This window comes from Halogeometricum sp. CBA1124, assembly GCF_009741955.1.
GTDB classification, from domain to species: Archaea; Halobacteriota; Halobacteria; order Halobacteriales; family Haloferacaceae; genus Halogeometricum; species Halogeometricum rufum.
In genome coordinates, this window is record NZ_WPCD01000209.1 from 1 (window position 1) to 6497 (window position 6497).

Annotated in this window: 5 protein-coding genes and 2 pseudogenes; 4 read left to right on the forward strand and 3 right to left on the reverse strand. The window is 69.9% G+C overall.

All coding sequences use genetic code 11. From position 1 onward, the window contains the following. The 3 genes and pseudogenes from mvaD to GJ632_RS18255 form a co-directional block, all read left to right on the forward strand. A pseudogene (gene mvaD / locus GJ632_RS18245) lies at positions 1-823 on the forward strand (phosphomevalonate decarboxylase MvaD); the annotation flags it as partial. Positions 824-878: 55 nt separating this feature from the next. Next, positions 879-2017 (forward strand): annotated as a pseudogene (locus GJ632_RS18250) (NAD(P)/FAD-dependent oxidoreductase). A gap of 6 nt (positions 2018-2023) precedes the next feature. Continuing rightward, positions 2024-2575 carry a carotenoid biosynthesis protein gene (locus tag GJ632_RS18255; protein WP_191453691.1) on the forward strand — a complete coding sequence of 184 codons (552 nt, stop codon included), beginning with the start codon at positions 2024-2026 and terminating at the stop codon, positions 2573-2575. Positions 2576-2581: 6 nt separating this feature from the next. On the opposite strand, the gene GJ632_RS18260 is transcribed toward GJ632_RS18255, so the two are convergent. Continuing rightward, positions 2582-3391, reverse strand: coding sequence for a BtpA/SgcQ family protein (locus GJ632_RS18260; protein ID WP_191453692.1), 810 nt, complete (start codon positions 3389-3391; stop codon positions 2582-2584). A gap of 62 nt (positions 3392-3453) precedes the next feature. Continuing rightward, the gene (locus tag GJ632_RS18265) at positions 3454-4116 is read right to left on the reverse strand and encodes a helix-turn-helix domain-containing protein (protein ID WP_191453693.1); all 663 of its coding nucleotides are present in this window, start codon (positions 4114-4116) and stop codon (positions 3454-3456) included. A 305-nt stretch (positions 4117-4421) separates the two neighbouring features. Here GJ632_RS18265 and GJ632_RS18270 point away from each other — a divergent pair, with 305 nt between their 5' ends. Further along, complete coding sequence (locus GJ632_RS18270; protein ID WP_191453694.1) at positions 4422-4793, forward strand: hypothetical protein; 372 nt, start codon at positions 4422-4424, stop codon at positions 4791-4793. A 141-nt stretch (positions 4794-4934) separates the two neighbouring features. Here the strand turns inward: GJ632_RS18270 and GJ632_RS18275 are convergent. Beyond that, a partial coding sequence (locus GJ632_RS18275; RefSeq protein ID WP_191453695.1) for a cbb3-type cytochrome c oxidase subunit I occupies positions 4935-6497 on the reverse strand: 1563 nt, incomplete at its 5' end.

The window sequence follows — 6497 nt, forward strand, 5'->3', positions numbered from 1 at the left end:
CGTCCGAGGCACGTACGTCATCGGCGGCGAGGAGGTCACCGGCCGGCGGGGCCGAACGCAGTCGACGCCGTCGTCGACCACGTCCGAACGCTCGCCGACTTCGACCACGCGGTCCGGCTGGAGTCGGAGAACTCCTTCCCCTCGAACATCGGCTTCGGTTCCTCGTCGTCGGGGTTCGCCGCCGCCGCGATGGCCCTCGCCGAGGCGGCCGGACTGGAGCTGACCCGCCCCGAGATTTCGACCATCGCCCGCCGCGGGTCCTCCTCGGCCGCACGCGCCGTCACCGGCGCGTTCTCGCACCTCTACTCCGGCATGAACGACGAGGACTGCCGCTCCGAGCGCATCGAGTCCGAGTTGGAGACGACCTGCGCATCGTCGCCGCGCACGTCCCCGCCTACAAGGAGACCGAACAGGCCCACGAGGAGGCCGCCGAGAGCCACATGTTCCAGGCCCGGATGGCCCACGTCCACCACCAGTTGGACGAGATGCGCGACGCCCTCCACGCCGCGGACTTCGACCGCGCGTTCGAACTCGCCGAGCACGACTCCCTGTCGCTGACGGCGACGACGATGACGGGTCCGCGGGGTGGGTGTACTGGCAGCCGAAGACCATCGCCGTGTTCAACGCCGTCCGCGAACTCCGCGAGGAGACGGAGATACCGGTCTACTTCTCCACCGACACGGGCGCGAGCGTCTACGTCAACACGACGGCCGAACACGCCGACCGGGTCGAGGACGCCGTCGCGGCCTGCGATGTCGACACCGACGTCTGGAGCGTCGGCGGCCCCGCCGAGGTACTCGACGAGTCCGAAGCGCTGTTCTGAAACCGGCGGCGTCGAAACCCCACACGCTCTTTGCTCCCTGCGCCTACCATCCGGTATGCGCGTGCTGGTACTCGGTGCGGGGTACGCCGGTGTGACGCTCGCCCGTCGGCTCGAATCCTGCCTCCCGGCCGAGGCGGAACTCGTCGTCGTGGACGAATCCGACAGCCACCTCGTCCAACACGAGTTCACCGCGTGATTCGGCACCCGAGTCTCGCCGAGACGATTCGAGTCCCGCTCGGACAACTGTTCGACCGCGCGGAGGTTCGCGTCGCCCGCGTCGAGGGTATCGACCGCGAGGCGCGGACGGTGCGCCTCGACGGCGGGACGACGCTGGACTACGACTACGCCGCCGTCTGTCTCGGCTCCGCGACGGCCTACTACGGACTGCCCGGCGTCGAGGAGCACTCCCTGCCGCTGAAGTCCGTCGCCGACGCGGAGGCCATCCGCGAGTCGTTCCTCGCGCCGCCGCGGCGAACGACGCCGTGAACGTCGTCGTCGGCGGGGCGGGTCTCTCCGGCGTCCAGACGGCCGGCGAACTCGCCGCGTTGGCGGACGAAGAGGACGTGACGGCGAGCATCACCGTCGTCGAGCAGTTGGAGGACGTCGCGCCGAACTTCCCGCGGAACTTCCGGGAGGCGGTCCGCGACGAACTCGAAGCGCGGTGCATCGACGTTCGGACCGGCACGACGGTCCAGCGCGCGACCGAGGAGGCGGTCGAGACGGACGCCGGCACGTTCGCCTACGACACGTTCGTCTGGACCGGCGGCATCGCCGGACAGGCCGCGATGGCGGGCGACCGACCGACGGTCCGGAGCGACCTGCGACTCGACGCCCGCACGTTCGTCGTCGGCGACGCCGCGCGCATCGTGGACGCCGACGGGGAGGCGGTCCCCGCCTCCGCGTCCGCCGCCCTCCGCGAGGCGAACACGGTGGCGAAGAACGTCGCCAGACTCGTCAGACACGAGACCGGACGCCGACCCCGACGACTTCGCCCCTCGGATGGAGCCGTACCGCTTCGACGTGCCCGGGTGGATAGTGAGCGTCGGCGACGGCGCGGTGGCCCAACTCGGACCCACCGTCGTCACCGGAAGCGCGGCGAAGGCGATGAAGGCGTCCGTCGGCGCGGGCCACCTCGGGTCGGTCGGGGCGGTGAAGAACGCCGTCGAACTGGTCGAAGAGGAGTTGAGCGGGTAGCCGGCGATGGCGGGCGAACGGTCGGGGACGGAGCGGGAACGCTCGACGGCGGAGGACGGCCGGCCGAACGCGGGGCGCGAACGCGCCGCGCCCGCCGACGACCGACTGTTTCGACTCACGACGGCCGGGTTCGGCGCGGCCGCGGTGCTCCACGCCGCGTGGGCGTGGGGCGTCGCGCCCGCGATACGGTTCGCCGCCGTCGCCGTCGTCGCCGCGTTCGTCGCCGAAGTCGCGGTTATTCGCCTCGGACTGCTGGAACACCACACCGAGCCGAAACTGCTCGACGTGCCCGTCGTCGCCCTCCTCGGCTGGGTCGGCGCGATATACCTCTCGTACTCGCTTGTCGGGTTCGTCGTCGCCGGGGCGGTTCGGCCCGTCGCCGCCGGACTCCTCTCCACCGCTCTCGACCTCCTCACCGACCCGAACGGCGTCGAGAACGGCTTCTGGACGTACCCCGAGTCGCACCTCTTGACGCCTCGCTACCGCGACGTGCCGTGGTGGAACTTCGTCGGTTGGTTCGTCCTGACGACGCTGGTCGCCGCCGTCGGCGCGCCCTGACCGAACTCACCGACTCCCGCGCGCCGCCTCGACGACGGCGCGGACGCGGGACTCCGACACGGGGGCCGTCGTCTCGCCGCCCTCCTTCAACGCGGTGCCGACGACGACGCCGTCGGCGCGGTCGAGCGTCTCGGCCACCGTCTCGGCGGTCACGCCGCTTCCGACGAGTGCGGGGACGCCCGCCTCTCGCGCCGCCCGCGCGACGGTGTAGAGGTCCGAGTCGTCCGTCGGCGCGCCGGTGCCCGGCCCGGAGACGACGACGCCGTCGGCGAGTCCGCGCCCGACGACTTCCTCGACGGCCGTCTTCAGGGGCGTCTCCGGACCGAGCGGTGCGGAGTGTTTCACGCCCACGTCGGCGAAGACGGCCACGTCGGCGTCGAGTCGGTCGCGCAGGCGCATCGTCTCGTGGGCGCGGCCCGTCACGACGCCCTGGTCCGTGACCCGCGCGCCGACGTGGACGTTGACCCGCACGAACGACGCGTCGGTCGCCGCCGCGACGGCGAGGGCCGCCTCGGCGTCGTTCCGGAGGACGTTGACGCCGACGGGGACGGACACCTCGCGAGCGACGGCGTCCACGAGGGTTGTCATCGACGCGACGGTGTGTTTCGGGACGTCGTCGGGGTAGAACGGGGCGTCGCCGAAGTTCTCGACCACGACCGCGTCCACGCCGCCCGCGTCGAGTGCGGCGGCGTCGTCGAGTGCGGCGTCGCGGACGGCGTCCAGGCCGCCTGCGGCGTCGTGCTTCGGCGCGCCGGGGAGGGGGTCGAGGTGGACCATCCCGACGACGGCGTTCTCGGGGAGCGTTTGTGCGGACATACCCGTGGGTCGCCGAGTCGGGACAAAAACGCACGGACTCGACGCGGCGGACGCGCGGTGCGTCAGTTGAACACGCGGGACCCGGAGGCGAGGGCGTTCTCGACCAGCGTCCCGTGCGCGCGGCGGAGTCGTTCCGAGAGCGCCTGATGCGTGATGCCGAGTTCGGCGGCGAGTTCGGAGCAGTCGGTGTCGCGCGGCACGTCGTAGAATCCTCGGTCGAGACCGGTGATGAGGGCCGCGTACTGCGCCTCCGAGAGGCCGAACGAACGGGAGGCGTCGTCGGCGTCGAGGCGGCGGATGCCGTCGAGTTCCACCTCGACGCCGTGGTCGGCGAGGAAGTCGAACGTCACGTCGAGGCAGTCGCGGTCCGGGGCGAGGAGGCGGAGTCGCCAGGTCCCCTCGGTTCCCCGGACCGACAGCACCGTCGCGTCCGTCCTGACGACCGACCCGAGGAGGAGTTCGACCGTCTCGGCCCACTCGACGCGGAACAGACCCCCGTCGTCGATGCGCGACAGACAGGTCGCCTCGCGGACCGAGTCGTCGTCCGCGAACGCCGACAACACGGTGTCGGGGTCGGCGCCCGTCACGGCGAGGAACGGGAACGGGTCGTCCGGGCCGTGAGCGACCACCGGGGGCACCTCGACGGCCAGCGTCGGAACTGCACGGAACGCCTCGTCGAGGAGGAACTCCGGCGCGTCGGCCCGTAGCGTGGCGATGCTCGTCACGCCGGGTCGTACGGACGGCCCCGATTTGAAGGCGGTGGCCGCTCCGAAACCCGTCGGTGCGTTCGGTACGTCCGTCGAGAACGGAGAGCGAGTCGAGTGAGATGCCCGGAGTCAGCGGAGAGATAGACCCCTCTGCTGTCGGGGGGTGCCTCGGGAGTGCCCGGCAGCAGCATCGTGTGATTGCGGCGTCGTCGTCCCCGGTATTCTGCCTGCGAGCGCAGGTTTCTTTATCAAGACTCTGCTCACAGAAACCCTGCACTCGCAGGCAAGAGACGCGTAACCGTTCCGGGAGACCATCTGATACGATGACCGCAGACAGCGACACCGACGACGGAGAGCGAGTGCTCACCGACCGCGAGGAGATACAGGCGTGGGCCGAGGAGACGGGGGCGCACCCCGTCGTCTCCGCGACGTCCGAGGGCGCGTTGAACCTCCAGTTCACCGACGACGACGACAGCGAGGGGCGCGAACTCGACTGGGAGTCGTTCTTCTCGCTGTACGAGTCCTCGGACGTGGCGTTCGTCGTCGACGACGACGGCGGCCGCGACCGCTTCGTGGACCGAGCGCGCATGCCCGGCGCGGGAGACGAGGACGAGGTCCACCCCGACGCGACCGCCGCGACGTCGACGCCGTGGACCGCGAGACCGACCAGATGGAACGCGAGGCGCAGGAGATAAACAACCCCGACAACCACCGCGACGAGGAACCGTTCCAGAGTTAAGCCGTCTCACCGCACCGAACGCGCCGTCAGCGTCGATTCGCCGCCGCTCGTTCTCGCGACGACCGTTCGTCCGCGTTCTCCGACCCCCGGGACGCCGTCAGTCGTCTTCGGCATCCGCACTACCGTCGCCTTCGGCGTCTCCGCCGCCGTCCGCCTCGTCGGCGGCCGCGCCGCCCGTCTCACGTCCCCCGTCGGCGAGGGCGTGCGGCCGGGAGAGGTCCTGTGACATCCGGTCTTCGAACCACTGCCACTCGCGGGAGAACTGCCCCGTCTCCTTCAGGTTCCACGGGTCCGGGTCGCGGACGACGGCGCCGGTCCGGAACGAGTTCACCATGTTGAACAGCCAGATGCCGACGCTCACCGCGAGGACGAACGCGCCGACGGTGGCCACCTGCTGGAGGAGGGTGAACTCGGCGGGGTAGCCCGCCGACCGGCGGGGCAGACCCATCAGGCCGACGAGGAAGAGGGGGAAGAACGTCAGCATCACGCCGCCGATGCTGAGGACGGAGTGGACGGTGGCGAGGCGGCGGTCGTACATCCGGCCGGTGAGGAGCGGGTACCAGTAGTACGACGCCGCGAACATCGAGAACGCGATGATGCCGACGACGATGAAGTGGAAGTGCGCCACCACGTAGTAGGTGCCGTGGAGGACGAGGTCCACGGGGATGGAGGCGAGGAAGATGCCGGTGACGCCGCCGACGACGAACAGGCCGATGCCGCCGATGAGGAACTGCATCGGCGCTTCGAGTCGCACGCTTCCGTTCCACAGCGTCGCCATCCAGTTGAACGTCTTGACCGCACTCGGGACGGCGATTGCGAGCGTGACAACCATGAACGAGGCGCGGAGGCGCGGGTCGATACCCGTCGCGAACATGTGGTGCGCCCAGACGCCGAACGAGAGGACGGCGATGGCGAGCGTCGAGTAGACGATGAACTTGAAGCCGAACAGCCGTCGCCCCGCGAACTTCGGGAGAATCTGGCTCGTCAGCCCGAACGCCGGGAGGACGAGGATGTACACCTCCGGGTGGCCGAAGAACCAGAACAGATGTTGCCAGAGGATGGGGCCGCCGGCCTCGACGGCGAAGAACGTCGTCCCGAAGTTGCGGTCGAGCAGCAGCATCAGTAGCGCGCTGCCGAGGAGGGGGAACGCGAACAGGATGATACCGCTCGTGGTCAAAAGCGACCACGAGAAGATGTCCAGGTTGGACCACCCGACGTCGTCGCCGCGTTCGGTGAAGATGGTCACGATGATGTTTATCGCCCCCATGACGGTGGCGAGTCCCGAGAGGTGGAGACCGAGGATGAGCAGGTCCACCTGCGGGTTCGCCAACTGGACCGCCCGCGGGACGTACAGCGTCCACCCGGCGTCGGCGGTTCGAGGGCGTAGAGGAACTCGATGCGCGGGCCGACGGCGTCTATCATCTTCGCCAGCACCTCCGTCAGGAGGCCGGCCCGGACGAGGACGAACGACGGCGGCAGGAGCCAAAAGGCGATGGCGTTGATGCGCGGGGAACGCCCATGTCGTCGGCGTCGACCTGATGGGGGAGGAAGTAGTTCGCCAGCCCGGTGAACACGGGCGCACGAAGAAGAACAGCATCGTCAGCCCGTGCGTGGTAAAGAGGGCGTTGTACGTGTCGGCGTCCCACACGTCCGTCGTCGG